The sequence below is a fragment of the Hymenobacter sp. HDW8 genome, from assembly GCF_011305775.1.
In the GTDB taxonomy this organism is placed as follows: domain Bacteria; phylum Bacteroidota; class Bacteroidia; order Cytophagales; family Hymenobacteraceae; genus Hymenobacter; species Hymenobacter radiodurans.
Map to the genome: position 1 here is coordinate 2,193,241 of NZ_CP049907.1, position 26,704 is coordinate 2,219,944.

24 protein-coding genes are annotated in these 26,704 nt (G+C 52.0%); 6 read left to right on the forward strand and 18 right to left on the reverse strand.

Features of this window, described 5'->3' with window-relative positions:
* Nucleotides 1–47 precede the first annotated feature (47 nt).
* The 5 genes from G7064_RS09170 to G7064_RS09190 all read right to left on the reverse strand — a co-directional run bounded on the left by G7064_RS09170 (nucleotide 48) and on the right by G7064_RS09190 (nucleotide 5,584).
* Nucleotides 48–500, reverse strand: a complete 453-nt coding sequence (locus tag G7064_RS09170; protein WP_166073327.1) for a hypothetical protein — start codon at nucleotides 498–500, stop codon at nucleotides 48–50.
* Between the two features lie 183 nt (nucleotides 501–683).
* On the reverse strand, nucleotides 684–2,717 hold the full coding sequence (gene uvrB, locus G7064_RS09175; protein WP_166073328.1) for an excinuclease ABC subunit UvrB: 2,034 nt from the start codon (nucleotides 2,715–2,717) through the stop codon (nucleotides 684–686).
* 167 nt (nucleotides 2,718–2,884) lie between these two features.
* Entirely contained in the window at nucleotides 2,885–3,232 is a 348-nt protein-coding gene (locus G7064_RS09180) for a DUF6970 domain-containing protein (protein ID WP_166073329.1), read from the reverse strand.
* 35 nt (nucleotides 3,233–3,267) lie between these two features.
* Nucleotides 3,268–4,920 (reverse strand): outer membrane beta-barrel protein, encoded by a 1,653-nt coding sequence (locus G7064_RS09185; RefSeq protein ID WP_166073330.1) that lies wholly within the window; start codon nucleotides 4,918–4,920, stop codon nucleotides 3,268–3,270.
* Nucleotides 4,901–5,584, reverse strand: a complete 684-nt coding sequence (locus G7064_RS09190) for an RNA polymerase sigma factor (protein ID WP_166073331.1) — start codon at nucleotides 5,582–5,584, stop codon at nucleotides 4,901–4,903. Before G7064_RS09190 ends, G7064_RS09185 begins: the two co-directional genes overlap by 20 nt.
* Nucleotides 5,585–5,960: 376 nt before the next feature.
* Between G7064_RS09190 and wrbA the strand changes: the two genes are divergently transcribed.
* On the forward strand, nucleotides 5,961–6,575 hold the full coding sequence (gene wrbA / locus G7064_RS09195; protein WP_133271608.1) for an NAD(P)H:quinone oxidoreductase: 615 nt from the start codon (nucleotides 5,961–5,963) through the stop codon (nucleotides 6,573–6,575).
* Between the two features lie 83 nt (nucleotides 6,576–6,658).
* Here the strand turns inward: wrbA and G7064_RS09200 are convergent, their stop codons facing one another.
* The 10 genes from G7064_RS09200 to G7064_RS09245 all read right to left on the reverse strand — a co-directional run bounded on the left by G7064_RS09200 (nucleotide 6,659) and on the right by G7064_RS09245 (nucleotide 18,726).
* Nucleotides 6,659–7,399 (reverse strand): shikimate dehydrogenase family protein, encoded by a 741-nt coding sequence (locus G7064_RS09200; protein ID WP_166073332.1) that lies wholly within the window; start codon nucleotides 7,397–7,399, stop codon nucleotides 6,659–6,661.
* A 114-nt stretch (nucleotides 7,400–7,513) separates the two neighbouring features.
* Nucleotides 7,514–8,170 carry a DedA family protein gene (locus G7064_RS09205; RefSeq protein ID WP_133271606.1) on the reverse strand — a complete coding sequence of 219 codons (657 nt, stop codon included), beginning with the start codon at nucleotides 8,168–8,170 and terminating at the stop codon, nucleotides 7,514–7,516.
* Nucleotides 8,171–8,258: 88 nt separating this feature from the next.
* Nucleotides 8,259–9,320: a bile acid:sodium symporter family protein gene (locus G7064_RS09210; protein ID WP_240935835.1), complete on the reverse strand. Its 1,062-nt coding sequence runs from the start codon at nucleotides 9,318–9,320 to the stop codon at nucleotides 8,259–8,261.
* A 70-nt stretch (nucleotides 9,321–9,390) separates the two neighbouring features.
* Nucleotides 9,391–10,737 carry a PQQ-dependent sugar dehydrogenase gene (locus tag G7064_RS09215; RefSeq protein WP_166073333.1) on the reverse strand — a complete coding sequence of 449 codons (1,347 nt, stop codon included), beginning with the start codon at nucleotides 10,735–10,737 and terminating at the stop codon, nucleotides 9,391–9,393.
* A gap of 185 nt (nucleotides 10,738–10,922) precedes the next feature.
* Nucleotides 10,923–11,753, reverse strand: a complete 831-nt coding sequence (locus G7064_RS09220; protein ID WP_166073334.1) for a phosphosulfolactate synthase — start codon at nucleotides 11,751–11,753, stop codon at nucleotides 10,923–10,925.
* A 103-nt stretch (nucleotides 11,754–11,856) separates the two neighbouring features.
* Nucleotides 11,857–13,254 carry a tetratricopeptide repeat protein gene (locus G7064_RS09225; protein ID WP_166073335.1) on the reverse strand — a complete coding sequence of 466 codons (1,398 nt, stop codon included), beginning with the start codon at nucleotides 13,252–13,254 and terminating at the stop codon, nucleotides 11,857–11,859.
* 89 nt (nucleotides 13,255–13,343) lie between these two features.
* Nucleotides 13,344–14,369, reverse strand: coding sequence for an NAD-dependent epimerase/dehydratase family protein (locus G7064_RS09230; RefSeq protein ID WP_166073336.1), 1,026 nt, complete (start codon nucleotides 14,367–14,369; stop codon nucleotides 13,344–13,346).
* Nucleotides 14,370–14,404: 35 nt separating this feature from the next.
* Nucleotides 14,405–15,184, reverse strand: coding sequence for a tyrosine-protein phosphatase (locus tag G7064_RS09235; RefSeq protein WP_166073338.1), 780 nt, complete (start codon nucleotides 15,182–15,184; stop codon nucleotides 14,405–14,407).
* Nucleotides 15,185–15,210: 26 nt separating this feature from the next.
* Nucleotides 15,211–17,667: a GumC family protein gene (locus G7064_RS09240; protein WP_166073339.1), complete on the reverse strand. Its 2,457-nt coding sequence runs from the start codon at nucleotides 17,665–17,667 to the stop codon at nucleotides 15,211–15,213.
* Nucleotides 17,668–17,721: 54 nt separating this feature from the next.
* Nucleotides 17,722–18,726 carry a polysaccharide biosynthesis/export family protein gene (locus tag G7064_RS09245; protein ID WP_240935837.1) on the reverse strand — a complete coding sequence of 335 codons (1,005 nt, stop codon included), beginning with the start codon at nucleotides 18,724–18,726 and terminating at the stop codon, nucleotides 17,722–17,724.
* Nucleotides 18,727–18,877: 151 nt separating this feature from the next.
* On the opposite strand from G7064_RS09245, the gene G7064_RS09250 reads away from it, so the two are divergent.
* The 4 genes from G7064_RS09250 (at nucleotide 18,878) to hpf (ending at nucleotide 21,715) form a co-directional block, all read left to right on the forward strand.
* A complete protein-coding gene (locus G7064_RS09250; protein WP_166073340.1) occupies nucleotides 18,878–20,017 on the forward strand; it encodes an acyl-CoA dehydrogenase in 1,140 nt (379 codons plus the stop codon).
* 131 nt (nucleotides 20,018–20,148) lie between these two features.
* On the forward strand, nucleotides 20,149–20,343 hold the full coding sequence (gene rpsU, locus G7064_RS09255; protein WP_084445790.1) for a 30S ribosomal protein S21: 195 nt from the start codon (nucleotides 20,149–20,151) through the stop codon (nucleotides 20,341–20,343).
* Between the two features lie 136 nt (nucleotides 20,344–20,479).
* Nucleotides 20,480–21,367 (forward strand): tyrosine-type recombinase/integrase, encoded by an 888-nt coding sequence (locus tag G7064_RS09260; RefSeq protein ID WP_166073341.1) that lies wholly within the window; start codon nucleotides 20,480–20,482, stop codon nucleotides 21,365–21,367.
* Nucleotides 21,368–21,415: 48 nt separating this feature from the next.
* Nucleotides 21,416–21,715, forward strand: coding sequence for a ribosome hibernation-promoting factor, HPF/YfiA family (gene hpf / locus G7064_RS09265; RefSeq protein WP_084445783.1), 300 nt, complete (start codon nucleotides 21,416–21,418; stop codon nucleotides 21,713–21,715).
* Between the two features lie 81 nt (nucleotides 21,716–21,796).
* On the opposite strand, the gene metK is transcribed toward hpf, so the two are convergent.
* The gene (gene metK / locus G7064_RS09270; RefSeq protein WP_166073342.1) at nucleotides 21,797–23,056 is read right to left on the reverse strand and encodes a methionine adenosyltransferase; all 1,260 of its coding nucleotides are present in this window, start codon (nucleotides 23,054–23,056) and stop codon (nucleotides 21,797–21,799) included.
* A 229-nt stretch (nucleotides 23,057–23,285) separates the two neighbouring features.
* On the opposite strand from metK, the gene G7064_RS09275 reads away from it, so the two are divergent.
* Nucleotides 23,286–24,086, forward strand: coding sequence for a phosphatase PAP2 family protein (locus G7064_RS09275; protein WP_240935839.1), 801 nt, complete (start codon nucleotides 23,286–23,288; stop codon nucleotides 24,084–24,086).
* A gap of 51 nt (nucleotides 24,087–24,137) precedes the next feature.
* On the opposite strand, the gene G7064_RS09280 is transcribed toward G7064_RS09275, so the two are convergent.
* Nucleotides 24,138–26,135 carry a S9 family peptidase gene (locus G7064_RS09280; protein ID WP_240935840.1) on the reverse strand — a complete coding sequence of 666 codons (1,998 nt, stop codon included), beginning with the start codon at nucleotides 26,133–26,135 and terminating at the stop codon, nucleotides 24,138–24,140.
* On the reverse strand, nucleotides 26,027–26,614 hold the full coding sequence (locus G7064_RS22315; protein ID WP_240935842.1) for a hypothetical protein: 588 nt from the start codon (nucleotides 26,612–26,614) through the stop codon (nucleotides 26,027–26,029). Before G7064_RS22315 ends, G7064_RS09280 begins: the two co-directional genes overlap by 109 nt.
* Between the last annotated feature and the right edge of the window lie 90 nt (nucleotides 26,615–26,704).

Genomic DNA, 26,704 nt, shown 5'->3' on the forward strand with positions numbered 1-26,704 from the left:
TGGGGGGCTTTTTTATATGCTGCTACTTTCAGTCGGCTTTCTACTAGCTAAGCAAGGCTCTTGAAAGTAGGGTTTCCTTTATCCGGCAGCGTACGAAGCCAAGCTGCGGCAGTTGCTTCATCTTCAAACAATCGATACGTCAGGGCGGCCTCACGGGCTTCGCTCATCATCTGACTCACCGACAAGCGGGCAAACACGTCGTGTGGTATCAGCACGGCCCCGTACATTTGATTTCCCCCGGCGGCGCGGTTCATCCAATAGTCAACAATCCAGAGGCGTTCTTCTTCGGTGAAGGGGGCCATCAGGCGCTGGTCGCCGAGGAGCTTGTACCACCCGTTTCGCAGCAACAACTGGCTGGTATGGGTCAGGAAGGCCTTCAGATGATCGAGCTTGCGCGGGCCCGCATTATAAATGACGTAAGCATAGCCATTGGGGTGCTCCATAACCCGGCCAACCGGATTTTCGAAATAGACGCGTAATGCTGGAGTAGCGATAAGCATAGAAAACAACGCACGTTTGAACTGAAAGGTGATCAGCCGGGCTGATTACTTGCTTTAGAAACATCAATTTTCTGGCCTGATTCGATACTACAGGCTGCCTAAATCACAAAAAAGCCCCCAAATGCGTTATTGGGGGGCTTTTTCAGAAAAAATCAGCTATTCAGAATGCTATATATAGTTTTCCTAATCTCTCTTCGTCTTTAGCATTTGGCGAAGTTGGGCCAATTCATCGCGGTACTTGGCGGCTTGCAGGAAGTCGAGATCTTTGGCCGCGCCTTCCATTTGCTTCTCCGTCTTTTTGATGACTTTTTCCAGTTCGTCGCGCTTCATAAGCGCAATGACCGGCTCGGCCGCCAACGTCAGCGTATCCGTATCGGGGCCAGCGTAAGCAGCCGGCTCAATGCGGCGCATATCCGACAGCGACGTTTGGCCCATGATTTCATCGTGCGATTTGCGCACTGTCCGCGGCGTGATGCCGTGCTCCTCGTTGTAGGCCAACTGCACCGCACGGCGCCGATTCGTCTCGTCGATGGCGCGTTGCATGGAGCCGGTAATGCGGTCGGCGTACATGATAACCTTGCCTTTATCATTTCGGGCAGCGCGGCCCATGGTCTGAATCAAGCTGCGCTGGTCGCGCAAGAAGCCTTCTTTGTCGGCATCCAGAATGGCCACTAGGCTTACTTCGGGCAAGTCCAAGCCTTCGCGCAATAGGTTTACACCAATCAGCACGTCGATAACGCCCAGTCGCAGCTGGCGCAGAATCTCCACGCGGTCCAGAGTTTTCACATCGGAGTGCACGTAGCTCGACTTGATGCCCAAGCGCTCCATGTACTTCTGCAATTCCTCAGCCATACGCTTGGTGAGCGTCGTCACGAGGATCCGGTCACCCATCTTCACGCGGTTATCTACTTCGTCCAGTAGGTCGTCAATCTGGTTGGCGCTGGGACGAATGTCGATTTCGGGGTCGAGCAGGCCGGTGGGGCGAATAATTTGCTCGATGATAACCCCGCCGCTGGTTTCCAGCTCATAATCGGACGGCGTGGCCGATACGAAAATGGCTTGGCGGTACATGCTCTCGAACTCGTTGAAAGTCAAGGGACGGTTGTCCATGGCCGAAGGCAGACGGAAGCCATACTCCACCAGAGCCGTTTTGCGGCTCCGGTCGCCGCCCCACATCGCCCGAATCTGGGGAATGGTGGCGTGGCTTTCGTCGATAACCATCAGATAATCTTGGGGGAAATAGTCGAGTAGGCAGAAGGGACGTGAGCCGGGCGTACGACCGTCAAAGTAGCGCGAGTAGTTCTCGATACCGGAGCAGTAGCCCAACTCCCGAATCATCTCCAGATCAAACTCGGTGCGCTCGGTAATGCGCTTGGCTTCCTGGTCGCGGCCCTCCCTCACGAAGTAGCTCTGCTGGGCCATCATATCGAACTGAATCTCTTTGATGGCCTGGTGCAAGGTGTCTTTGCCGGTCACGAAAAGGTTGGCCGGGTACAGCGTCACGCTTTGCTCGTCGGCGAGTTTCTTGCCGCTGTCTGGGTCGATGCGGTGAATGGCTTCGATTTCGTCACCGAAAAAGAACAGGCGGTAGGCAAAGTCGGCGTAGGCGGGGAAGATGTCTACCGTGTCGCCCTTCACCCGGAACGTGCCGCGCGTAAACTCCACTTCCGTCCGGGAATAAAGAATCTGCACGAACTGATACAAAAGATTATTGCGCGAGTAACGCAGGCCGGGTGCCATGTAAATGACGTTTTTGCTGAACTCTTCCGGGTTGCCGATACCGTAAATGCACGATACGGACGCCACCACAATCACATCGCGCCGCCCGCTCAGCAGCGTAGAAGTACAGTGCAGCCGCAGCTTCTCGATTTCCTCATTAATAGCGAGGTCTTTCTCAATGAATACGTCGGTGCTGGCTATGTAGGCCTCCGGCTGGTAGTAGTCGTAATAGCTGATGTAGTACTCGACTGCATTATTGGGGAAAAACGCCTTAAACTCGCCGTAGAGCTGGGCCGCCAGGGTTTTGTTGTGGCACAGTACCAGCGTGGGCTTGCCGGTTTGGGCCACAACGTTGGCCACAGTAAACGTTTTGCCAGTACCAGTGGCTCCGAGCAGCACCTGCGCCGGCTCTCCGCTTTCTACGCCAGCCACGAGTTGGGCAATGGCTTTGGGCTGGTCGCCGGTAGGCTTGAACTCGGAAGTAAGTTGATATTCCATGCAGGGAAAGTAGCCAGAAATGATAGCCTATGATAACTCCGGAGCGCCAAGGTAGGTTTCCGGTAAACAAAAAAAGCCCAACTAATTCAGTCGGGCTTTTTGCTGGCACTGGGGGGCAAATTCTGGCGTAAGCAGGCACAGCACTCTTGCTTGCCCCTAAACGAAACTTAACGAGGGTCGCGCCATACCACGCGGGCATCGGTGGCCTGCGTAGAAAAGTCAGGGCATTGCCCATCGCCCTTCCCCGTAATGCCGCCGCTGGGTGCACAAATAACATCGCCGCACTCATTGTAGAGGTAGTTAAACTGGTCGCAGCAGTCGCTGGAAACCAGGTAAACCTTCTCGCCTTTCCATATATACTCCGTTATTTCAGCCGCAGGGTTCTGCTTGGGCTTGGCTTGTAGCTCCGCTATTTTGGCATCAATAAAGCTGGGACAGATCGACTTATTTTCGTCGCCGCACTGAAAGGCGCTGAGCAGGCTTGTTAGAAGGAAAAGCGTGAATAGACGTCTCATTGGTAAGTAAATTTAGACTTCAATCTACTACAAAATCAGCGTATTACCGTTGGCGCTTTTTGCCCCCCAAACTCTACACTGGCTTCCAGACCAACAGAATACGGCCGGGAGCGCTTGAAAAACGAACCACCGGGGTTTTGGTTGAGCGTATTCAGGCCAGCTTCAGCTACGGGCCCCAGGGCGAGGCTCCAGGTAGCCTCGGTGGGCTGGTAGCGCACGCCGCCGCCGCCGCGCACCGACGCTAGCACCTTGCGGTAGGGCGAATCGGGAGATGAGAGTGTATAGCTGCGGGCGGAGCCAGCGCTATCGGCTACTTCCGTGCGGCTCTTAAGGAGCAGGTTTACGGCCGCACCCACTTTCGCATACACTGACCAGCCCGACTTAGCCGAGCCGTACCGGATAGCCACTGGCACACCCACCGTGCGGTAGTTAAACTCCGTCTTGCGCTGACCTATGTACGATTGCACTGAACTAGAACGTGCGGCGAAAGCTGAATTGCTATTGTTAAAAGCATAAGAAGTTTTGGAGGAAGCCCGTTGCTGCGCAGTTTCTATACCAGTAACCAGCGTCAAACGCTCCGTCAAAGGATAGGCAGCCGCTAAAGCAATACGTTGGGCCGGACCAGCCTGGAGATTGTCGCGATATTCAGCCGCCCCATTCTGATAAGAGTTTTGGAACTGGAAATCGGCGGAGGAAGGAATATTATTGCCTGAGGAATTATTGAATGAATTTCTGAGGCTGCCGCTGCTTACGCTGGCAAAGTCGATATTCGGGTTGTATGAGCTGGCCGCAAACGCACCGCTGAGGCGCCATTTGCTCCGCTTACGCTCTGGCTTTTCCTCTTCGGAAGCCTCCTGGGGGGCATTTTTTGCCGCTTGGGCTAACATAGTAGCTGACGCCGGAAGCGCCTCGGCTTGGAGCGTTTCAGGGCGACGAAAGGCGGCTGCCATTGTGTTTCGCTCAGTGGTGGTAGCAGGTGCTGGCCGGGTAGTTAGCCAATTTGCCCCCCGCTCATTTTGGGAGCTTCCAATGCTTAGTAATGATGGCACAAAAGCAGAACCAAACACTCCATTTCCGATGGGGCGCTCAGTACCCGTCAGTGAACTACCAATAGAGCTACCGGAGCCTACTACGCTGCTGGTTTCAGCTACGCCGTTGCCTGATTCAGATGACCTAATTCCCACCGCTGATTTAGCCGCCCGCAACAGGGTACTCGCTACATCATTCGCTGCTGATTGCGGCCTTGCAGCCGGGGTTACCGAAGCCGTAGCAGCTGAAGTTGACTGCTGACTGGCCGCTGCCAAACGGGAGGAGGTGATAGCGCCGCCGCGCGACTGGCTATTGGGCGCGCTACTACGTGGGGTGCTCAGCGGCGCATCGGCAGTAGCCTCGGAGCGAGTAGTAGCTGCTATTTCGGTGCCGGGGGGCAAATGTGTCGCATTGTGAAGCAACAGCCAGCTTCCGCAGCCCAGCACCAGCAGGGCGCAAGCGGCGGCTACCCACCGGTGCAGCAGCAGGCGCCGCCTGTAAGAGTCGTTTTGCCGAACCAATAGTTCATGGTCGAGCTGTTCCCAGACGTGCTGACGAGGCGCTACTTCTGCCTCGCCGAGCTTCTGTCGGAACAAGTGCTCCAAGTCGCCGGTGGGCCGGGGCTCGTGGGGTGTATGATTATTTACGGAAAGTGCCATTGCTGCGATGCGCGTCGAGGCGCTCTAATTTAGTTTTCAAGATGACCCGGGCCCGGGAGTACTGCGATTTGCTGGTGCCTTCAGAAATTCCCAGCAACTCGCCAATTTCCTTGTGCCCGTAGCCTTCGATGGCGAACAGGTTGAACACCATGCGGTAGCGCGGTGCCAGTTCCTGCACCAGTGTCAGGAGCTCTTCAAAAGCGTAGTTGGAGAGCGTAAACTCCTCCCCGGCCAGATCCTCGGGATATTCGCCCTCGCTCATGGCTACCAAGCCACTGTTGCGGCGGTGCTGGCGCAGGGCCGCGTTTATCATGATGCGCCGAATCCAGAACTCCAGGGGGCATTCGCGACGGAATTTGCTGAGATTGGTAAACACCGTTACGAAGCCCTCCTGCAATACATCCTCCGCCTCGAAGGTGGTTTGGGCGTAGCGCAGGCACACGGCCATCATGCGGGCTGCAAACCGGTCGTACAAGTGCTTCTGCATTAATCGGCTTCCAGCTAGGCAGCCATCAATGATTTCAGCCTCGGTGAGCTGAGAAGGCGGCACGAGCGAACGGACAGGAGTCGGCGGAGGCGAAGCCGCCACCGAAGCCGAAGAATTGCCCCCCGCCAGCAGGTTGCGCAGCCCGCCGCCACCCATCGCAAACGATAAGGCGCTCATCGATTGGGGTGGCCGCCTAGGCCGTTGTGGCTTCTCATATAGTCGATTGGGCCAGGATAAAGTGGCTGCATACGCGGCGTTTCGTAATAACGTATCGATAGAGTAATCCGCAATATACTAGCGGGCTTCGGTGAGTAGAGGCTACTACCTGCCCTCATGGTTGCATGCATGTGCCCGAATATTTTTTAAAGCTGCCTAATGGCTTTGGGGGGCTTTTTTGATAGTAAAAATAATATATTGAAACAATGTCAATACATTTAATGTACATACATATATTTGCAGATCACCTCATTTAGCTGCCTTCCGTAAATCAATAACTTGCAACCAAGAGGTTGCCCGTTCATACTTATTCATTTTCACTTTTCACCCGTTCCAAATGAAAACTATCGTTCTGTTTTACTCCACTTATGGCCACGTGTGGAAATTGGCCGAGGCTGTGGCCGAAGGTGCCCGCCAAGTAGAAGGCAATGATGTAGTTGTAAAGCGCGTACCCGAGACGCTATCGAAAGATATTCTCGACAAAACTGGCGCCTCGCAGGCACAGCAAGCTTTCAGCCACGTGCCCGTAGCTACCCCCGAGGAACTGGAACAGTACGATGCTATCATTATTGGTACGCCCACCCGCTACGGCAACGCTTGCGGCCAAATTCAGGCATACCTCGACTCAACCGGTGGTTTGTGGGCCCGTGGTGCCCTCGTGGGCAAAGCAGGTGGCGCATTCGTGAGCACCGCTACCCAACACGGCGGCCAAGAAACAACACTGCGCGCACTGCACACAGCATTGCTCCACCATGGCATGGTTATCGTGGGCTTACCCTATGCTTGGCAGGGCCAGATGGGCCATGATGTAGTGACTGGCGGCACTCCTTATGGCGCCAGCACCGTAGCCGGTGGCCAAGGCGAGCGTCAGCCCAGCGAGAACGAACTGGAAGGCGCCCGTTATCAAGGAAAGTATACCGCCGAAATTGCTAGCAAGCTTTCTAGAAAATAAACGTTACTTGCGACTTATATCCTGAACGCACATATTGCAACAACCAGCAAGCCACCCATTTGGGTGGCTTGTTGTGTTTTAAGCTATTTGGTCCAAATTTCCCAAGCAGCTTCCGCCTGCAGACAAAGCATCTCAAAGCCATTCTTGGTTTGAGCACCGGCTTCGCGACCTTTTTGCAGGAACAGTGTTTCGCTCGGGTTATAAATCAAATCGTAGAGGTAATGGGCGGGCGTGAGGGCCTCGTACGGGATGGGAGCACACGCGTCTACCTGCGGAAAAGTGCCCAGCGGCGTTGCATTGATAATCAGCGAATGGCCTGCGAGTACGTCGGGCGTGAGGTCATTGTAGGTAAGGCCAGTCCCGAGCGGGTTGCGCGACACCAGCCAATACGGAATCTCTAGCTCCCGCAAAGCTGCCTCAACTGCCTTGGATGAGCCACCGGTGCCAAGTACCAGCGCCCGTGCCTCGGGGCCACGCAATGGATAGAACGTACGCAACGACTCCCGGAAGCCGATATAGTCGGTGTTATGCCCGATGTAGCGGCCATCGGGCGTGCAGTCGATAACGTTAATGGCGCCAATACGAGCCGCCGCCGATGATATCTCGGTGAGATAGGGCCATATCTGCTCTTTGTACGGGATGGTTACATTGAGCCCCCGCAAGTTGGGGTGCTGGGCCAGCAGATCTGGCAAGGCCGAAATTGTGGGTAGCTCAAAGAGCTCGTAGCGATGATCATCGAGGCCTAGATTCTCGAACTTCTGGGTGAAATAGGTTTGGGAGAACGAGTGGACAAGCGACTTGCCAATGAGGCCAAATTCCTTCATATAATAACTTCTCACTAGCTAAACTGACCACTACCGCTTACCGGATGCAATAATAGAAAACCGCCCCAACGGATTACCATTAGGGCGGTTTATTTGAAAAATAAATACCTGAAACTAAGCTACTGGCCGACGGCTGTTTTGGCGCGACTTTACAAACTCGAATATCACGGGCAGTATCGACAGGCCAATGATAGCTAATACAACCAGTGAAAAGTTTTTCTGCACAATTGGGATAGTGCCGAAGAAATAGCCAGCGCTGGTCAGCGAAGCCACCCACAAAACGCCCCCCACCACATTGTATGACAAGAACTTGGTGTAGCTCATAGTGCCCACGCCTGCTACAAAGGGCGCAAACGTGCGAATGATTGGAATGAAGCGCGCCAGAATGATTGTTTTGGCGCCGTGCTTCTCATAGAACTCCTGGGTACGAATAAGATGCTCCCGCTTCAGAAAGCGAGAATTCTCGCGAAACACCCGCGGCCCCAGATAGTCGCCGATATGATAGTTGAGCGTATCGCCAAGCACCGCTGCCACGATAAGTAGGCCCATCATCAGCCACACATTCAGGGGCGAGCCGGGAAGAGCGGCCAGCGAGCCAGCCGCGAACAGCAGCGAGTCGCCGGGCAGAAAAGGCAGCACTACTACGCCCGTTTCCACGAAAATAATCAGGAAGAGAATGGCATAGGTCCACGTTCCGTAATCCTGGATAATGGCCCCGAGATGCTTATCGAGATGCAGAATGAAATCAATGATGTCCTTGAGGATTTCCATGAAATAGGAATAGAAGACGAAGGTATTTTACTGCAAAGAAAGCAGGCGGCCAGCAAAGTTTCTGACTGGGGGGCTTTTTCGGCCAGCTTTAGGGCATAACTGGGGTTGCCGTGGCCTGCTTGTCGGCGCGCCGGCTTAGGGCTTGGGCCACGATACTGGCCACCAGAATTTGAAGGGCGTGATAAATCATCAGGGGTAACAGGATCAGGCCGGCTGTGCGCGCATCCGGGAACAGCACTTTCGACATCACGGTACCCTGCACCAAGGACTTCTTGGAGCCGCAAAACAGCGCCGTGATAGTGTCTTCGCGGTTAAACTTTACCAGCCGCCCCAACAGCAGTATGCAGCCGTACACCAAAAAGAACAGTGCCAGCATAGCCGCGCCCAGCCCAAACAAGTCGCCTGCCGAGTACCCTCGGAAAATGCCCTGCGCAAACGACTCACAAAACGAGGTGTACACAATCAGGAGAATAATAGCCTGATCGAGCATACGCAACGGCCCAGCGAAGCGCTGTGCAAACCAATGCAGGCGCGAATGCAGCAAAATGCCCACCGCTACGGGCAATAGCACCTGCAACGCCAGATCCAAGATAGTAGAACCCAAGCCACCGGAAGTACCAGCCGTTAGAAAAAGAGCCATCCAAACGGGCGTAATAAATACGCCCAGCAAGCTGGAAATACTGGCATTGAAAATGGCCGCTGGCAAATTGCCTTTAGCAATCGAGACCATCACAACGGAGGAAGAAACCGTGGATGGCAACGCGGCCAAATAAAAGCCTCCCAACCACAGCAGCTGACTTTTCTCAGAATCAAAAAACGGCTTTACAGCCAATAAGAGCAAAGGAAAAAGCAGGAAGGTGGTGCCCTGCACAACTAGGTGTAAGCGCCAATTGCTCAGGCCAGCCTTCAGCTTTTCACGGCTCAGGCGTAAGCCGTAGAAAAAGAAAATGACAGATACGCCATAATGCGCAATGCGCCCAAGCGGGAGTGGCCCATCTTCTGCCCCAAACGCTGGCCACAGATACGCCAACCCAATGACTCCCAGCAGACCAAGCAGAAACCCATCGAGCCCCGCCCGCTGTGCTAGATCCCGCAGGCGTTGCACTGGACTGCTGGGGGGCATTTTAGCGGTCGGAGCGGATGGCGACATGAGATTGTATTGCGTAAATACTTTTGGGCAGCCTTAGTGAGTAACCCTCTTGCTAGAAAAGCACCCGTAACTAAGACTTTGTGCCTTGAGTGGCAGTTACGCGCCATATTTTGCCCCCCGCATCATCCGCAACCAGCATAGAGCCATCGGGCAGCACAGTTACGCCGACCGGCCGACCGTACACTTCCTTGGTGCTTTCGTCGACCACGAAACCCGTCATAAAATCTTCGGGCTGACCGGCAGGCTTGCCATTCTGAAACGGCACAAACACTACTTTATATCCCGTAAACTTCGAGCTATTCCAAGAGCCGTGCTGCCCCACGAAAGCGCCATTCTGGTACTTGGCTGGGAAGCCATTAGCATCATAAAAGGCCAAGCCTAATGACGCCGTGTGCGGGCCCAAAGCCACATCGGGCACAATTGATTTAGCTACCAAATCGGGCCGCTCACCTTTGCGGCGGGGGTCCTCGTTTTGGCCATAATACGAGTAAGGCCAGCCATAAAAGCCACCTTCCTTCACGCTGGTCATATAATCGGGCACGAGCTCGTCGCCTAGCTCGTCGCGCTCATTCACGGCCGTCCAGAGGACTTGGGTGCCGGGCTGCCAATCCATACCAACCGGGTTGCGCAGACCACTGGCATACACGCGCTTGCCGGAGCCATCGGGATTAATCTCCAGAATCAGCGCCCGGCCCTCATCGTTTTTCTCGCCCTTCTCCATCACGTTACTGCCCGATCCTACCGATACGTAAATCTTGGAGCCGTCAGCGTTGGCCAACAGGTTGCGCGTCCAGTGGTTGTTGTAGCCGCCAACGGGTAAATCCAGGATTTTTTGCCCCCCAGCGGTGATTTTGGTTTGACCGGCTTTGTAAGGAAAGCGCAATACGGCATCGGTGTTGCCCACATAGAAGTTGTCGCCGACAACCAGCATTCCGAAAGGCTGATTCAGACCCGTCAGGAAGGTTTCACGCAGTTCGGGCTTGCCGTCCTTGTTAGCGTCACGCAGGAGCGTGATACGGTTGGCGCTGGTTTCCTTCATCGACCCCGACTGCTTCAGGCCTTTCGCCTTTTCGCCCTTAGCCGTAGAAGTTTTCTCTATCGAATTAGATTCGGCAATAAAAATGTCGCCGTTGGGCGCCACATATATCCAGCGCGGATTCTGCAAATCAGCAGCGTATTCCGTCACCGTAAACCCAGCCGGCACCGTTGGCATTTTGCCCTGAGGCCAGCCAATCACTTTACTAAAGTTTTTTGCCGACGGCGTAGCGTATGGCTTAGGCAACTCAGGCGTAGCCACGGTGGCCACCGAATCGACGGCTGTAGAGGCAGTAGTTGCAGCCGTTTCTTCCGTCTTCGGCGACGATTGGTTGCAGGCGAATAAGGCGGCTAGGGGTAGATAAAGCAGGTAATTCTTCATGATAACTGAGGGAGCAAAGGTTGCTTATGTGCAACACCCGCTTACGCACTCCCGACAGTAGAGTTAACAATGCTTCTGCTAGCCTAGTACATTATGGCTTAGCAAGCGTAACCCAAAAAAGCCCCCCAGTCGCTGCGCATGGCAGTCTGGGGGGCTTTTTTGAGCTTCTAATGAAGCTAAGTAGTTTATCCGCGCGGCATGGATGTGCCAGGACGACCAGTTTTCACTTCTGGCTTGAACATGGGGTCTACAGCGTCCATATCGATGAAGTGTGTGAAGGTGTCGCCGCGCAAGCCCAATCGAATGGTTTCCAAGCTCACTACTTCGTTAGGTGCGATATTGCCCAGGTTTACGTTGCTGCCGAGCATCTTAATAAACCAAACCTGTTGCGCTTTCTGAGGAGCTTCCCACAGAATTTTCTCAAAGGGAATCTTGGTCAGAATTTCCTCTACCAGACCCGAACGCACCTCACCGGTACTCCGAAACAAGCCCACATTGCCAGCCTCACGCGCTTCCCCAATTACCTTAATGGAGCCAGCGTCCAGCTCAGTCTGCATCTGAGAAATCCATTTGTAGGGCGGAATAATTTTCTCCGCGTCCTTCGAACCGACCTCCGACAACACATTCAAGTCTTTGGCCAGCGTGCGGATGTACTCGCATTTTTTGTCGTGGGGCAGCTCCAGCGAGCCATCCGAAACCTCGGCGTATTCCATCCCGAACTCCGACAACAGTCGGCGGTAGTCATCAAATTGGTTACGGATAATGAAGGCCTCAAACAGAGTTCCGCCGAAGTACACCGGCACGCCGGCCGCTTTATACACTTCCAGCTTACGCTTCAGGTTAGGCACAACATACGAGGTAGCCCAGCCTAGCTTTACAATATCAGTGTACTCGCCGCCAACTTCTAAAAAGTCTTCTACTTCGCGAATACTCAGGCCTTTATCCATAACCATGGTGTAGCCTTGTTCGCGAGGTTTGGCGGTACGCTCGGGGAGTTGATCGAGGTGATAATTCATGCGCTTAAGTTCAGATGGAGGTAAGCCATAAAACCAACTGTCATCCCGAACGAGGTAGAGTTCAGGATGACAGCTGGTTTCAAAGAGGTTGAAGTTGGGTTATCTACTTCCGGTACTGATCAATCAGTCGAGCCAAAGCCCGTTGCGATTCGAGCTCCGGAAAGTATTCGAAGAGCAGACGATGCTTATCGAAGTCCAAAACTAGCGCATTTTCCAGATTCTCGTAGGCTTCCCGGTAGCGGCCAGCCGCCAGCAGGTAAGCGCAAAGGCGATATTGTAGCTCAGCTTCAGCAGGTTGTATCTCCACAGCATTCCGCATCAGGTCGATGGCGCCGTCATAGTTACCCTGCTCATAAAGGATAATACTCCAGTTCAGCCACGCGTCTTTGTTGTCGGGTCCTACCTGCGTAGCGCGGTCGTAGCACTCCACAGCACTCACGACATTGCCAACTTGGTATTCGGCAGCAGCCAAGGCTAGCCAATACTCTACACTTTCGTCGTACAGCGTAGTGGCCTTGCGGAAGAAATGAGCGGCCTCAAACCACCGTTCCTGAGCATTCAGCACTACGCCCATCCCAAACCACGCTTCATCCATTTCCGGATCGAGGTCAATGGCCCGCTGGTAATTGCGCCGCGCCTGGTCCCATTCGGCCATTTTCTCGTAGCACTCACCAATATTGCACAGCGCTTCGGCCGTTGGCTCACCAGTTGAATAGCTAAGATTGAACTCGGCAATGGCTTCCTGATACTTTTCCTGGCTTACATAAGTGCTGGCCAGAAAAGCGTGCGCCTCATAAAAGGTAGCATCAACCAGAATAGCGTACTCAAAAGCCGCTACTGCCTGATCATACTGCCCCAGCCGATAATAAGCCTGCCCCAGATTATACCACGCCGGAGCGGAGTAAGGATCCTCATCAGTAAAACGGCGGAAAAACTCTAGGTTCTTTTCCAGCCGCTCGCTCACCTCCAAACAATAAAGCAGTTCTTGCACCGCTATATCATTGTCGGAGTTCAGCCGCAGACTCATTTTGTAGTACTTGGCCGCGCTCTTAAACTTCTGCCAGCTTTGGTAAGCCAAGCCGAGGTTGAAGTAGATATCCTCTCGCTCCGGTGAGTGCTCCGCGGCATCATGGAAAAAAGCTACTGCCTCGGCAAACTCGCCTTTCTGCGTGGCGATAATGCCACGGGTAACGGCCACATCGGGGTTAGTCGGATCGAGTTGGGCTACATCTTCTATCTGCCGAGCCGCAGCCGAGTATTCGCCCTTCATGGCCAATACTTGGGAGCGGTCGATGAGCAATTCGGTGGAAAAAGGATATTGGGCTATAGCAGTCTCACAGGCATGTAAAGCCTTGTCATACTGCGTGTTGGTCGTATAGTGGTCGATGATATTCTCAAAATCGGCCAAATCAAAAAAGACAGACTCGTTTTGGGCTACCATGCGCTCGAACCGACGCACGGTATCCAACACTTGCTGTCTTTCCTCAAAATTTTCGTTCATTCTCATTCGTATGCAAGACTCAAAGGTCGCCAAAACGGCAGACTTTGCCGGCGTCGGGCGGCGGAATCACTGAAGATAACGCTACTCACTTATGATACAATAACCACACCGGGCGACGGCTGGTTCGCTGATGTCAGGCCGGCGCAACACCACTGAATTGTTTCAGCCAATGGCCGGAATTGTAAGCCCATAGTCGTTTCCACTTTGGCGGCGCTGTAAATCACAGAGCGTCTACCCGCGCGGGCCGTATCCTTGGTGATAAGCGGCCGGGCGCCCGTCAGCACGGAGCGCACGTGCTCCAAGCGCCAGATCGTCTCGGCTGCCCAAGTAGGTACGACCACCGTGGGGGGCTTTTTGCCGAAGCACTCCGCCGCCTGGACGAGGAAATCACGCAAAGGCACCACGCCGCCACTCAGAATAAAACGCTCCCCAGCCACTTCGCTTTCAAACGTCAGACGAAGCATAGCCTCCACGACGTCGCGCACATCTACATAATTCAGGCTACCTGGGGTGTAAAAGGAGTGCTCTCGGTGCGCGTACCGGAAAAGACGGGTACTACTGCGTTGCCAATTGGCGGGACCGAGTATTACCGAGGGATTTACAATAACGGCCGACAGCCCTTCTGAAATCCCGCGCCATACTTCCAGTTCACCTAAATATTTGGAGGTAGCGTACGCATTATGCTCCGCCCCTAAATCCCATTTAGCCGTCTCATCCACTACATTATTTGCCCCCCAGATATCCTGTTTGGCGGCGGAAGGACCACCCAGTGCTGCTACTGATGATACGTGGCATAAGCGAATATGCAGTCCTTGTTCTAAGCAGGCATCGACTACGGCCGCTGTGCCTTCGACATTAATCTGCTGTAGCTTCGCCGCATCCTGCGGAGCATACGAAACCAAGCCGGCGCAGTGAAGTACATGGGTAACTCCTGCTAAGGCAGTGCTTAGTAGTGTAGTATCACGCAAATCACCTTCTATCCACTCCACCTTATCGGCATTCGAAACGGCTGGCACTTGCTGCCGATAAAGAGCCCGCACTGCATAGCCGCGTGCCACCAAGGCTGGAATCAGAAAACTACCTAACAATCCGCTACCACCGGTGACAAAAACCATACATATCAGGGGTTAGAAAGTCGAGTGGCAGTAAGCTAATCAGTTAGTAGCGTATTATTTAAGACAGGCAAAGCCAGTACTTTTTTTAAGTAGGCAGAAGGCAACACTTTACTACGCAGAGTTTCGGTATGCTTGAGATTGTGGGCATCAGTACCGACAAAATCCACCAAGCCTGCATCAATCAGCTTTTCGGCTACACGCTGGGCGCCGGAGGAATAATAGCCAGCCAACGAATTAAGGTTAACCTGAAACAATACGCCGTTGTCGTGAATCTTTTTCAAATCCGAAAAGCGACCATAGAAATAAGTATAGCGCTCAGGGTGCGCTAATACCGGCTGATATCCCAGCGCTTTGAGCCGGAAGATGATATCCTGCATGTTGAAGGGCTCATTCATGTAAGACGTTTCCAGCAGCAGGTATTTTTTGGCTCCGCCAAAGCTCAGGAGGTCTTCTCCACTATCTAATTTGCCCCCCAGCCATTCATCCAGATAGTACTCAGCGGCACATTCCAACTGTATATCAGTAAAGCCGGCAGCCGTGGCAGCGTCCCGCATTCGGGCTAATGCCGCATGAACAGTGGCAGGGGTATTCTTGTAGAAATCGCCCATAATGTGGGGCGTCATGATCAGCTTACGGTATCCTAATGCCTGCATCGCTTCCAGCAAGCTCAATGATTGCTCGATGGTTTCGGCTCCATCATCTAGGCCGGGCAGCAAGTGCGAATGCATATCAACTCCAAGCTCGGCCAGCAAGTTTTCGTTAACCAGCGGCGCAGAAGCCGCTTGGCCGAAAAGCTTGCGCAGGAATGAAGCCATATTTTAAGTGAAGAGAAAGCAGATTTCTAGGAAATACGCTGCTTGAGGCGGCTAATTATTCCTTTGGGTGGCGTCGGCTCGTCGTAATAGCCTTGGCCATATCCATAGCCATACCCGTAGCCATAGCCAGCAAGACCAGTAGTGCTCGCGTCGTTTAGAATAGTGCTGAGGCGAGTGAAATTATTCGTCCGCATTAGCTTATTAATATTCTTCAGGAAGGCTTTCTTGGAATAGCCTGCTCGCACTATGTAAAGCGGAATATCAGCCTTTCGCATAATTAGGATACCATCAGTTACCAGTCCAACGGGCGGCGTATCAATCAGAATTACGTCGTAGTGCTGATGTAATTCGGCTAATAGCTCATCAAACTTGGGGTTTAGAATGAGCTCAGATGGGTTTGGTGGTGTAGGGCCAGCCGAGATGAAGTCTAGTGTAGGAATATCAGTATGCTGTATACACTCTTCTACAGTGTGCTTATCAATCAGAATAGTACTAATGCCCCGCACATTCTCAGTACCAAACGCCAGATTTACTTTTGGCTTTCGCATATCGAGGTCAAGAATTACAACCCGCTGTTCCGACAAAGCAATAATCCCGGCCAGATTCACTGTGACAAAGGTTTTACCCTCACCAGATACGGTTGATGTAACCGATATAATGCGCTTCTTTCGCGATGATCCTATAAAATCCAGATTAGTACGAATAGAGCGAATAGACTCCGAAATGGCAGATTTAGGGTTCTTGTCCACCACCAGCTTTGACACTGTCATCTTTTCCTTATCGTATGTTGGAATTACGCCGAGCACTGCTGCTGAGGTCATACGCTCCAACTCACGCGTATTTGTTACAGTATCATGCAAGAGATAGCGGACTGCAATTAATCCAAGCCCTAGCACAATGCCCCCCGCCAGACCAATAGCATACACCATGGCTCGCACGGGCGAAATAGGTTTACTTGGTAAGCTAGCAGGTGATAGAATCTGAAAATCGGCCGTCGTGCCAGCCTGACCAATCCGGAATTCCAGCTCCCGGTTTATCAAACTCACATATGTCTTTTCGTAGAGTTCGAACGGACGTTGCAGGCGTGCTTGTTGCGTTGCTTTCTCCGGCAATCCTTCAAGTTTAGAACTAAGCTCATCTCGCTGACGGCCCATCTTATTTATCTGCTCCTGCAACAGTTCTTTGTTTTGCTCCAAGAGACGGCGAATAGTGTTCTTTGTAAAATCCAGCTGAACACGCCGCTGCTTTACAGCTTCCGTTGTTTCCTTATAAGAACGCAGTACTCGGCGAAGGTCCCATTGCTGACTATTTAGGGCTTCTATTTCCTGTATCAGGCGATTATCTTCCAATTCTGCCAGCCCAGGAATACTTTGAGCAACGGTGGAATCCTCATTACTAGTTATCTGGTCTTGTTCTACTAGGCGCGATAAATCTGCCAATAAGCTTTGCCTTTGCAGTAGCTCTTGCCTTTTTTCCTCCTGAATAGCTATCTTATCTATTACAGTAGCGGCATCGCGCCGCACATCGTAGGTTTTGTTTTCGCGCGCGAAAGACTGCAAGTTGTCTTCTGCCTGCTGCAATTTGTTGTTCGTTACATCCGTCTGCTCGCCCAAAAAGCGCAAGCTTTTCTCGGATGCTTCCTTCTTCTGCGCTAGCTTTTCCTGTAAGTAAACTGTGTCAATTTTATTGACAATATCCTGCGCTTTTAAAGGATTGAAATCAGCAAACGATATCTCAACAGTATGAGCTTCAGGATTAACAATCTCAACTGAGATATTCTTATTCAAGTAGCCATTCACCGATCCATCATCGAGAATGATAAAGTAAAACTGTGCTTCTAATGCACTCGCGTCGAAGAAGGAAGAATCAGTAGTCAGCTTTAAACTGATACCAGGAAGGTTAATAGGTTGACCTACAGCATAGTCACCACTTACTTCTTCTTTATCCTCCAAGTAACTCAATCGAAATTGAGTAGGGCTAATAAAACTAACATTCAGCTTCCGGTTATAAAACGCGGGGTCTTTAATAGCATACGCAACTTTGAAGGGTGACCTTTTATACAGTTCTGACTCCAGCACTGTGCCTTCCACATAGTAATTGACGTCGAGGGCTAACGAGTCTTTTAAGCGGCGATAGATCAAATTGGATTTGATTAATTCTACCTCACCTGAAAGATTGGCCAACTCCTGACGCTTCTCCACCGCGCCACCAACAGGACCCATACCCAATAATCCGGCCTCTGTTCTTTCATCAATCTTTATTACAGATGAGGACTGATACACAGGCTTTGTATAACGCAAAAACAGCCATGCGCCCGTCAGGCCTAAAGCAATTAGTAAGGCAATCCAGGGCAAGCTTTTGCGGGCTACCTGAAGAAGGGTGGTGAGGTCTAACCCATCACCAGCATCCTCTTTTTCTTCCGCTTCCATACCACCCGCATTGCGGATCATTTCTTCCAGCTCAGTTTCTTCTTTCGCTGCCATCAGGGCATTCTATTGGTTGAAGGGAACAAGCTTATTGTCAGCAAAAAAACAAGCTTAATTGTTATAGACTCTTGTTATGATATACAGTGTACTTAAAACACTTATGAGACTGGTTACAAGCCCAAATACTGGACCAGCATCTGTTAAGGCCTCATAGAAGGGTCGTCGTACAGGCTCAACATAAACTATATCATTGGGTTCCACCTGCAGATTTGCACGGCGCATTCCCTCAAACGTAGACAGGTCAATGACTTGTATCTGCGGGTTCTTCAAATCTCCTCGAATGAGACGTATGTTAGTTGTACGTCCTACCCGATTTCCACCCGTTCCTATTGCCCCCCCATCAATGCCCCCAGCTATAGCCAATACCTCAATCAAGTTCATATTGTCATTGGTCATCGGAATGACCTGACCACCTGTACCGCCAACAGCACCAAGTACAATGATACGATTATTGGTAACTCGTGTCACGACGAAAGGCTGCTCATAGTATTGACTATAAGCCACCTGCAATACACTATCAGCCTCTAAGAGCGTGTAGCCACTTAGCTTCACATTCTCTACCATCGGCAGCTTCACGATGCCATCGTCTTGCACAAGGAACTCAGAACCGCCACTTGTGGTACCGCCAGAACCTTGTTGAGCTGTCGTGGTGCGTGTACCGGCTCCCGGCCGGGTTGTAGCACCTCTTAGTCCGCCAGGATTGCCGAATGGTAATTCCCCGTTGGGATCGAGTATTCGCTCACCTTTGTTAGTATATACTCGCACATCGAGATAATCATTGGACTGAATGATGTAGTTACGTTCGGTCCTATTAATGGTCGTGCGTAATCTGGCAGTATCAACTGTTGTACCTTCTAAACGAAATAGTACATTTTGGCGGTATATCTTAGAAGTCGTGCAGGAAAACGACAACAGAACCGATAAGCCTAGCAACCCAATAGATAGCAGGCGGCGAAAGATGGGATGTAGCATGCGGGCCAAAAAAGCCAGAGACAGGTGAAATAGTGCCGGGAAAACAGCCGAATACAAGCTTAATTTTTCCCGATAAACCTTCAAAGTAACCGAATAAGCACACCCTTTCAAAATCGGGGCTGTATACGATACTTTATAAAGCACCTTCTCTTAAAGCAAAGCACTACTTTTGCGAACCCAAAACCGGCTCTTGCTGGTTATGCCATTACCACCCACCCAAATCCCATCCCCACCCATGGAATTAGTAGCTACCGAGAACCAAACAATGATTGCCCAGATGGTGCGCGACTTTGGCGCGACCCACATCAAGCCTCACATGATGAAATGGGACGAAAGCCAAGAATTTCCCATCGACGTATTTAAGCAACTAGGTGATTTAGGCCTGATGGGCGTACTAGTACCGCAGGAGTATGGTGGTTCTGGCTTTGGTTACGTTGAGTATGTGACTGCGATAGCCGAACTGGCCAAGATTGACGGTAGCATTGGCCTATCGATGGCAGCTCATAACTCTCTTTGCACCGGTCATATTCTTCAATTCGGATCAGAAGAGCAAAAGCGCAAGTGGCTGCCTAAGTTAGCTTCGGCTGAATGGATTGGCGCTTGGGGCTTAACGGAGCCTAATACGGGCTCTGACGCTGGCAATATGCGCACAGTAGCCGTTGAGGATGGGGATTATTACGTTCTTAATGGCGCCAAGAATTTTATCACCCATGGTAAAAGCAGCAACATTGCCGTTGTTATTGCCCGTACTGGCGAGGTGGGTGATTCGCATGGTATGACAGCATTTGTAATTGAGAAGCCTACCGAGGGCTTTACGCACGGGCGTAAGGAGGACAAGCTAGGTATGCGCGCTTCTGAGACTACTGAGCTAATCTTTACCGACTGTCGCGTACCGAAAGAGAATATCCTGGGCGAAGTAGGTGAAGGCTTTATTCAGTCGATGAAAGTGCTTGATGGAGGGCGAATTTCTATTGCAGCCCTGAGCTTAGGCATTGCGCAGGGGGCTTTTGAGGCAGCTACTCAGTATTCTAAGGAACGCCACCAATTCAACCAGCCTATTTCCAACTTTCAGGGCATTGCGTTCAAGTTAGCTGATATGGCTACTGAAATTGAGGCTGCCGCCTTGCTTACCTACCGCGCTGCTGATATGAAGGACCGTGGTTTGAATGTAACGCAAGAATCGGCTATGGCTAAGCTTTATGCCTCAGAGGTATGCGTACGGGCTGCTAATGAAGGCGTGCAGATTTTTGGCGGCTATGGCTACACCAAGGATTACCCAGCAGAGAAGTATTATCGCGATTCCAAGCTATGCACTATAGGTGAAGGCACTTCCGAAATTCAAAAACTGGTTATTGCTCGCACACTTCTAAAATAGACTTTATTGGTTCTATTCTTTCAGGGCTCTCATAGCTGTTGATTAGGAATCTGCGTAAGCATTTTTAAATCTTCAAAATCTGTGGTTATCTTTGCCCCCCTCAATAGAAAGTTTTCAACTCCACTGCATATATGATCATCGTTCAAATCAAAGACAACGAGTCGGTTGACCGGGCTCTGAAGCGTTTCAAGAAAAAATTCGAGCGCACGGGTGTGCTAAAGGAACTGCGTCGTCGTACGTTCTTCCAAAAGCCTTCTATCACGAAGCGTAAGCAGAGAGAGAAAGCTGTGTACAAGCAGACCATGTACGCTACTGAGAATTACTAGCGTTTAGCTTATTAAGCTTTTCGTGATAACCGGCTGATTTGCTTACACAAGCGAATCAGACGGTTTTTTCGCGTCCAAAAGTTCCGATTTAAATTCTTACATTGGATAATTGCCCCCAGCGGCTAAACCTTTGTATATGAATTTATTTTTTGACTATCTGCGGTTTGAGCGGCGCTTCAGTCCACATACGGTTCTTTCTTACCAAACCGATCTTCGACAGTTTGCTGAGTATTTACTGGCTACCTATGAAATGTCGGAACCGGCGCAGGCTGATCATACCCTCATCCGCTCCTGGATAGTGGAGTTGATGCAGCAGCAGCGTGATCCACGTACGGTGAACCGTAAAATCGCCTGCCTTCGCTCCTATTACAAGTACTTGTTGCGTACGGGCGCTGTTCAGCGCAACCCGATGCTACGCATTACTTCGCCCAAAACGGCTAAGAAACTTCCTGACTTTGTACCAGAAGACGCCCTAAACGGCCTACTTAACAGCTTTAAGTTTGCTGATTCATTTGTTGGCTCTCGTGATCAACTTATTCTGGAGTTGCTCTACGGCACCGGCATTCGCCTTTCGGAACTCATTGGGATTCGTCATGACGACCTTAGCTTAGCCAGCCGTACAGTGCGGGTAACGGGCAAAGGCAACAAACAGCGGGTAGTGCCTCTAAACCCGACGCTTCATATAGCGCTGGAAAGCTATATAGCGCGCAAGCAAGCTGAATTTGCTTCTCCCGACAACGCCCGCGGTTTTCTCCTCGTTACAGATAAGCTAGAGCCTCTGTACGAAAAACTCGTGTATCGCACCGTGAAGCAGTATTTAAGTCAGATTACCACCGCCTCATCACAACAGCACCCACACGTGCTTCGGCACTCATTTGCTACGCATCTACTCAGTAAAGGTGCTGACCTAAACGCTATTAAAGAATTACTAGGTCATGCAAATCTGGCAGCTACGCAGGTGTATACCCACTTGTCTATCGACAAGCTCAAATCCGTCTTTGACAAAGCCCATCCGAAGGCTTAAGTAATTAGTTGAGTGTTTTCCTTTCTATTTACCAAACCCCTATTTCCGATGAAAGTACAGATGCATTCGGTGCATTTCACCGCCGACCAGAGCCTACTTGATTTCATCCAGAAGCGTCTCGATAAGCTCGAAACCTTCTACGATCGTGTAACCGAAGGCGAGGTTATCATGAAGCTGAACAATAAGGACGGTATTGACAACAAAACCGTTGAGCTCAAAGTACTAGTGCCGGGCAGTACGCTGTTCAGCCAAGCGGATGCGGCTACCTTCGAGGCAGCTACCGACGAGGCGGCTGAGGGTTTACGTCGTCAGATAAAAAAGCATAAAGAGAAGCTAACCAGCCATTAGAGCTGATTGAAATACAAACATAAGGGCGCCCTTCCACTGAGGAAGGGCGCCCTTATTATTTAACGCGGATAGTTATCTGGCTTACAGACCAAACTCGGCTTTAATTTTATCTACGTAATCTAGCTTTTCCCAAGTGAAGGTTTCAAACGTACGGGTTTCGCCGTTGCCAAGCTTTACTTCAGTAGTACCAGCTTCACGGCCCATATGGCCGTATGCAGCAGTTTCGCCAAAGATGGGATTCTGGAGGCCGAAGCGCTGCACGATAGCAAACGGACGCATATCGAACAGCTTGTTCACCTTATCGGCAATTTCACCATCCGTAAGTAAGCCATTGCTGCCGTTCACTTTAGTAGTGCCGTAGGTAGTCACGTAGAGGCCAACTGGCTGGGCTACACCGATAGCATACGCTACCTGTACGAGCACTTGGTCGGCAACGCCAGCAGCCACTAGATTTTTGGCGATATGGCGCGCCGCATACGCTGCTGAGCGGTCAACTTTCGAGGAGTCTTTGCCCGAAAAAGCCCCCCCGCCGTGAGCACCTTTGCCACCGTAGGTATCTACAATGATCTTGCGACCCGTCAGGCCGGAATCGCCATGGGGACCGCCAATAACGAATTTGCCAGTAGGATTAATATGATAAGTGATCTGATCGGTGAAGAGTCGCTGCACATCGGCGCTCAGGCCAGCTTTCACACGTGGAATCAGGATGTTGCGGATATCCTCCGAAATGCACTTTAGCATGCCTGCTTCCGACTCGTCGAAGTCATCGTGCTGGGTGCTGACCACGATGGTATCGATGGCCTCGGGAGTGTTGTCGTCAGCGTAGCGAATGGTTACCTGCGACTTAGCATCGGGGCGCAGATAGGTCATTTCTTTACCACCCTTGCGGATAGCAGCCAACTCACGCAGCAGACGGTGCGACAGATCCAGCGCCAGCGGCATATAATTGTCGGTTTCGCGGGTAGCGTAGCCAAACATCATTCCTTGGTCGCCGGCACCCTGCTCCTCGGGGCTTTGACGCTCCACGCCTTGGTTGATGTCGGGAGATTGCTCGTGCAGGGCCGATAGAATGCCGCAGCTCTCTGCTTCAAACTTATACTCAGCCTTGGTGTAACCAATGCGCCGAATTACGTTGCGGGCAACTGATTGTACATCTACGTAAGCCTTGGATTTCACTTCGCCGGCTACTACCACTAAGCCAGTGGTTACCAGCGTTTCGCAAGCAACCTTAGAATCGGGGTCCTGACGAAGAAACTCGTCGAGAATGGCATCAGAAATTTGATCGGCAACTTTATCTGGGTGGCCCTCCGAAACAGACTCGGAAGTGAACAAGTAGGACATCAGCGTCGGAATAGAACGTCGTCGGTGAAAAATAAATGTAGCAGTGCGCCATAGCGCAGCAGCGGCAAAGCTAACGGAAAATGATGAAGGAAATAATTCCTATAAAATGCCCCCAAGCGTTATTCACCAAAATCAGACAGCCAACTTTTACTTAAACTCTGCGTTTGGGTAGCCAATTCAGCCTTTTATGCCTTTCCACATGAGAAATAGTATCCGTTCACTTTTTGTCTTGCTTACGCTTTTTAGCGCATCTTCTAGCTTTGGTCAGCAACGCTCACCCTACCGCACCGACGTTGGCATTGATGCCCCTATCACTGGCGCCCTGCTTCTTGGAACAGCCATCGGACTGAACGGTATGCAAAAAAAAGATGGGCTTACAGAAGGTGAAGCCTACGCGTTGCGCCAAGAAAATGTGAATCGCTTTGACCGTTTTTCGGCCGGCTATTATAGTGAGAGCGCCAAGCGTGTCAGCGACTACCCTTTCTATGGTTCGCTGGCAGCCCCCGTAGCCCTCCTTCTACTGGACAGGGATATGAATAAGAAATTCGGCCAAATAGGAGCGCTTTACATCCAGACGTTGGCAGTAACGGGTACGCTATTCACGTCGACTGTGGCGTTGGTAGAGCGCAGTCGGCCCTTGGCTTACAATACTGCTCTCGACCTAAACCAGCGCAGCAACCGCAACTCTACCAACTCGTTTTTTGCTGGCCACACGGCTGCTACGGCTACGGCTACTTTCTTTGCGGCCAAAGTATTCAATGATTTTCACCCAAACTCTGCGGCCCGTCCTTATGTGTGGGCGGCAGCGGCGGCAGTACCTGCCACGGTAGGCTACCTGCGGTTACGGGCGGGTAAACACTTCCTTTCTGATAACTTACTGGGCTATGCAGTAGGTGCCGGGGCGGGCATCTTGGTGCCACACTTACACAAGGTAAAACGCAATGGCAAAGGATTTTCACTTGTACCATTGCAGGGCTTCACCCCAAATGGATACTCCTATAGCGGCTTCTCACTAACACGGCAGTTGTAGTGTCCTAAAAAAGCCCCCCAGATTGTGTCTGGGGGGTTTTTTTATGGTAAGTTATTCTCCACCACTGCTACTGCTGGCCGGCGCGGTTGACTTCAGATTGGTATTAAAAAGCTTCAGAATCCGCTTATACTCATCGGTCCAGGAACTGGGCTCCACGAAGCCGTGGTCCTCTACGGGATATACGGCAAGTTCCCAATTCTCTTTCTTCAACTCGATGAGTCGCTGGGTGAGACGCACGATGTCCTGGAAATGCACATTCGTATCAACCATGCCGTGACACATCAGCAAAGCGCCTTTTAAGCCCTCGGCGTGATAGATGGGCGACGAGCGGGCGTAGGCGATAGAGTCGTTGTAGGGTTCGTTGAGGATGTTGTCGGTATAGCCGTGGTTGTAGTGGGCCCAATCGGTAACGGAGCGGAGGGCAGCACCGGCTTTGAACACCTCCGGCTCCGTGAACATGGCCATGAGAGTAATAAAGCCGCCATACGAACCACCGTAAATGCCAATACGCTGCGGACTAACGCCATATTTCTCCGTCAGCAGCTTCGCGCCATCCACGTGGTCAGTGAGGTCTTTGCCGCCCATAAAGCGGTAAATGCCCGTCCGCACGTCGCGGCCGTAGCCACTGGAGCCGCGGTAGTCAATATCGAGCACCGTGTAGCCTTGGTCGGCCAGCAGGTTATGGAACATGTACTCACGTGAGTACTGACTCCACCACTTATGCGCGTTCTGCAAATAGCCGGCACCGTGCACAAAAATCACGGCCGGGCCTTGGGCTACCGCATTGGCCGGACGATAGAGGCGCGCATACACGTCGGCCCCATCGCGGGCTTTGATGGTGATGACTTCCGGGTCGCGCCAGGCGTAGCTTTTGAACTCAGAAGTAAGCGAATTGGTCAGCTGGCGCATTTTGGCGCCCGGCTTATTGTCCATCACAAACAGCTCCCAAGGTTTATTTGAGTAGCTATAGCGCACGGCCAACGTCTTTTCGTCGGGTGAAACGGTGACCTCATGCGCGCCGGGTAGGGTTGTAATCTGGGTCATTTGCCCCCCAGATACTGGCATGCGGTAGAAGTGCTGCTCGCCGGGGTGCGTTTTGTTGGCCGAGAGATACCACGTCTTTTTATCCTTAGAAAGTTCGGCTTTCTGGATTTCGAACTTGCCGCTGGTCAAGGCTTTGCGCTGCTGATTGGTCACATCCACGGTATACAGGTGGGAGTAGCCACTCTCCTCGCTCTGGAACCACACGCGCTTGTTATCCGGTAGCCAGCCCACATTGCCCGCCCCGTTGCCGATGCCAGGGCCGCTGATCCAGGCCTCGTCGCGCTGCCGGTCCAGCAACGTGATTTTCTGCGTGGTTGGATCAAGAGCTACAATCCAACGGTCCTTGTTATCGGATGAGCGCATTACTAAAAAAGCTCGCTCGCCGTTGTCCGACCAAAACGGCCCAAAAGGGGCTACGCGGCGCAGCTCCGTAGCAGGCTTTTCGGTTTTCTTAGCCGAGGCTTTGGTTGAATCAGTAACCGTTGTTGGAGCTTTGGCTTTCAGCTGATACTCTTTGCGATACGCGGGCATTTCGTCCAAGCCCTTCAGGTCGCGGTAGCCCAGCACGAAGGTGGTGTCGCGGCCTATGTCGTAGATACCCAACTCCATAGCGGTTTGGGGCGCACCTACCTTGGTACGCGTAGATAAGTCCTCGGTAAAGCCCGAAGCCGTTACGAAACTGGGCACGATAGCCACTTTTTCGCTGCCCGGCTCCTGCACCATCGAGTAGGTTACGAAGCGACCATCAGGGCTGAGTTGGAGGTTACGTACCGTTTTCAGACCCAGATAAATAGCCTTCGGACGCAGCTTATTCAACGCTTTCTGTACGCGCTGCCGATCCTGCTGGTCTTGGTCGCGCTGCTTAATCACCTGAAATAACGCTAGCTGCTGGGCCTTCAGGTACTTTTCCGACTGATCCGTTGGTGAGCCCTTCGCGGGGTTGTTGCCCTTGCGGAAATCGGTGCGCTGCACGGTTTCGCCATTGGCCGGATTCCAGGTAAACAAATTGCCCCCCGCGTGTAACTCACGAGCTGGCCTTGCAGCGCAAAAGCCGCATCCGATTCGCGCTCGGCCGTATTGGTCACGCGCCGCACCTTATTGGTTTTCAGGTCGAGCAAATAAATGTCGCCCTCCTTCTCATACACCTTGCGAGCGAACTTTTGGTCGTAGACACCCGTGTTGGGGGGCAAATTTAGCTGGTCGCGAAAGCTGATTTTGCGGGGTGCGCCACCGCTGGGCGCTACGGCATACAGCGAATCGCGCCGGTTCTTGTCGGGATTCCAGTTAAAGTAGATGCGTTTGCCATCCTCACCCCAATATATGTTAGAAGGAGCCGTACCAATCCACTGCGCCGGGTCGCGCATTATTTTCTCGACCGTAAGCGGGCCGAGCGAAGCCGCCGGCGCAGCGACAGGAGTTTGAGCAAAAGCAGCAGAAACCGGCCCTAACAAAGCCAGCGCCCGCACGACGAACGAAACGCGCATCAGGTAGGTAAGAAAGATGGAACATGAAAGCTTACCGCAAAATACACAAGCCCGCGGCAAGGACAGGCATGCGCGGCGTGCGTTGCAAAC

Bases quoted from the DNA above. Each gene is read 5' to 3' on its own strand.
- G7064_RS09170 (WP_166073327.1), bottom strand. From the start codon at position 500: ATGCTTATCGCTACTCCAGCATTACGCGTCTATTTCGAAAATCCGGTT.
- uvrB (WP_166073328.1), bottom strand. From the start codon at position 2,717: ATGGAATATCAACTTACTTCCGAGTTCAAGCCTACCGGCGACCAGCCC.
- G7064_RS09180 (WP_166073329.1), bottom strand. From the start codon at position 3,232: ATGAGACGTCTATTCACGCTTTTCCTTCTAACAAGCCTGCTCAGCGCC.
- G7064_RS09185 (WP_166073330.1), bottom strand. From the start codon at position 4,920: ATGGCACTTTCCGTAAATAATCATACACCCCACGAGCCCCGGCCCACC.
- G7064_RS09190 (WP_166073331.1), bottom strand. From the start codon at position 5,584: ATGAGCGCCTTATCGTTTGCGATGGGTGGCGGCGGGCTGCGCAACCTG.
- wrbA (WP_133271608.1), top strand. From the start codon at position 5,961: ATGAAAACTATCGTTCTGTTTTACTCCACTTATGGCCACGTGTGGAAA.
- G7064_RS09200 (WP_166073332.1), bottom strand. From the start codon at position 7,399: ATGAAGGAATTTGGCCTCATTGGCAAGTCGCTTGTCCACTCGTTCTCC.
- G7064_RS09205 (WP_133271606.1), bottom strand. From the start codon at position 8,170: ATGGAAATCCTCAAGGACATCATTGATTTCATTCTGCATCTCGATAAG.
- G7064_RS09210 (WP_240935835.1), bottom strand. From the start codon at position 9,320: ATGTCGCCATCCGCTCCGACCGCTAAAATGCCCCCCAGCAGTCCAGTG.
- G7064_RS09215 (WP_166073333.1), bottom strand. From the start codon at position 10,737: ATGAAGAATTACCTGCTTTATCTACCCCTAGCCGCCTTATTCGCCTGC.
- G7064_RS09220 (WP_166073334.1), bottom strand. From the start codon at position 11,753: ATGAATTATCACCTCGATCAACTCCCCGAGCGTACCGCCAAACCTCGC.
- G7064_RS09225 (WP_166073335.1), bottom strand. From the start codon at position 13,254: ATGAACGAAAATTTTGAGGAAAGACAGCAAGTGTTGGATACCGTGCGT.
- G7064_RS09230 (WP_166073336.1), bottom strand. From the start codon at position 14,369: ATGGTTTTTGTCACCGGTGGTAGCGGATTGTTAGGTAGTTTTCTGATT.
- G7064_RS09235 (WP_166073338.1), bottom strand. From the start codon at position 15,184: ATGGCTTCATTCCTGCGCAAGCTTTTCGGCCAAGCGGCTTCTGCGCCG.
- G7064_RS09240 (WP_166073339.1), bottom strand. From the start codon at position 17,667: ATGGCAGCGAAAGAAGAAACTGAGCTGGAAGAAATGATCCGCAATGCG.
- G7064_RS09250 (WP_166073340.1), top strand. From the start codon at position 18,878: ATGGAATTAGTAGCTACCGAGAACCAAACAATGATTGCCCAGATGGTG.
- rpsU (WP_084445790.1), top strand. From the start codon at position 20,149: ATGATCATCGTTCAAATCAAAGACAACGAGTCGGTTGACCGGGCTCTG.
- G7064_RS09260 (WP_166073341.1), top strand. From the start codon at position 20,480: ATGAATTTATTTTTTGACTATCTGCGGTTTGAGCGGCGCTTCAGTCCA.
- hpf (WP_084445783.1), top strand. From the start codon at position 21,416: ATGAAAGTACAGATGCATTCGGTGCATTTCACCGCCGACCAGAGCCTA.
- metK (WP_166073342.1), bottom strand. From the start codon at position 23,056: ATGTCCTACTTGTTCACTTCCGAGTCTGTTTCGGAGGGCCACCCAGAT.
- G7064_RS22315 (WP_240935842.1), bottom strand. From the start codon at position 26,614: ATGCGCGTTTCGTTCGTCGTGCGGGCGCTGGCTTTGTTAGGGCCGGTT.